Source organism: Parafrankia sp. BMG5.11 (genome assembly GCF_004337455.1).
In genome coordinates, this window is the sequence record NZ_SJXI01000204.1 from 1 (window position 1) to 1,749 (window position 1,749).

1 protein-coding gene is annotated in these 1,749 nt (G+C 72.7%); it reads left to right on the plus strand.

Going from position 1 to position 1,749, the window contains the following annotated elements; genetic code table 11:
- The first annotated feature begins 113 nt into the window (after positions 1–113).
- The gene (locus E0504_RS49905; protein ID WP_131628137.1) at positions 114–1,712 is read left to right on the plus strand and encodes an IS66 family transposase; all 1,599 of its coding nucleotides are present in this window, start codon (positions 114–116) and stop codon (positions 1,710–1,712) included.
- Positions 1,713–1,749 lie beyond the last annotated feature (37 nt).

Here is a 1,749-nt window from a genome sequence, read left to right on the forward strand (position 1 = left end):
CGTATCCATTCACGGGTCCGCGCGGCTGGTCCGCTGAGCTGGGTTGATGTGTTGGGATGACACGCTGGGGCCGTTGCTTGATCGGGTCGGCGGTCTGGTGATGATCGTGGGCTGTGGCTGACCCGTCCGTGTCGTTGGAGTCGCGGGTTCGGGCTGCCGAGGAGCGGGTCGGCGCGCTTGCGGAGGAGAACCGGCGGCTGGCGGAGACGAACGGCCGGCTGCGGCGGGTGATCCAGGACATGGCCGAGCGGCACGAGGTGGAGCTGGCCGCGGAGCGGGCGGCGCGGGAGCGTCTGGAGTTGCAGGTCGCGGAGCTTGCGCGGCGGGTCGGGATGGACAGCTCGAACTCCTCGACTCCGCCGTCGAAGGAGCCACTGGCCGCGAAGGAGAAGCGGAAGGCGACCAGGGCGGCGTCCCAGCGGGTGCGGTCGAAGGACCGCAAGCCGGGTGGGCAGCCTGGTCGGGACGGTGCGCGGCTGGCACCGGCCGACGATCCGGACCGGACCGAGACGGCGGTCCCGCCGGCCGAGTGCTCGTCGTGCCGGGCAGACCTGTCTGGCGGTCGGGACGCCGGGGCGGGCTGGGCGCAGGTCTGGGACCTGCTGCCCGCGGTGCTGGAGAAGGTGCACTGGGTGCTGCCGCGGCGGCGCTGCGGCTGCTGCGGGAAGGTCACGACCGCGTCGGTGCCGTTCGCCCGGCCGGGGTGTGTGACGTACGGGCCGCACCTGAACGGCGCGGCGGTGCTGCTGGTCTCGGAGGGCAACGTGCCCGTCGAACGGGCCGCGGCGCTGATCGACGGGCTGGTCGGGGTGGCGGTGTCGTCCGGGTTCGTCGCCCGCGCGAACGCCCGCCTGGGCGAGCGGCTCGACGCCGCCGGGTTCGACGCGGCGATGAGGAAGGCGCTGGCCGCCGAGCCGGTGCTGTGCGCGGACGAGACCCCGGTCAACCTGTGGCACAAGGACCGTGGCGCCGACGGCGCCGAACTGGCCGGCAGCCCGCACGTCGTCACGGTGCGCACCCCGGCCCCGGGGCTGGTCTGGTACGCCCCCGTCCACTCCCGCTCCTCGAAGGCACTCAAGGACCTGGGCGTGCTCGACGGCTTCACCGGCCACCTCGTCCGCGACGACTACTCCGGCTGGGCGCAGTTCGACGCCCAGCCCGCAGGCGTCCAGCAGTGCCTCGCCCACATGATCAGACATCTCCAGGGTGTCTGGGACCTCCACCACGACGAGCAGCGCTGGGCCCGCCGCGTCCAGGACGTCCTGCGCGAGGCCCACACCGCCGTCACCACCGCGACCGCCGCCGGCGATGACCACCTCGACCCCGACCTGCTCACGGCCCTGCGCGCCCGCTACGACAAGGACGTCGAGTGGGGCCGGATCACCAACCGCTGCCGCGACTGGCACGACGGCAACCACCCCGGACACAAACTCGCCCGACGACTCGCGGACAAGGCCGACCAGGTCTGGTTGTTCACGAAGAACTTCGCCGTTCCCTGGACGAACAACCCGGCAGAGCAGGCCCTACGCGGCCCGAAACGCCACCAGGCCGTCTCCGGCTACTGGCACCGCCCAGCGACCCTGGGCGCCTACTGCCGCGTCCGCTCCTACCTCGTCTCCGCCCGCGACCACGGCATCCGCGCCCTCGACGCCATCCACGACGCCCTCGCCGGCCGGCCCTGGCTACCAACCCCGGTCGCTACCGCAGCCTGAAACAGCATCAACACGGGTCGCACCCGTGAATGGACAC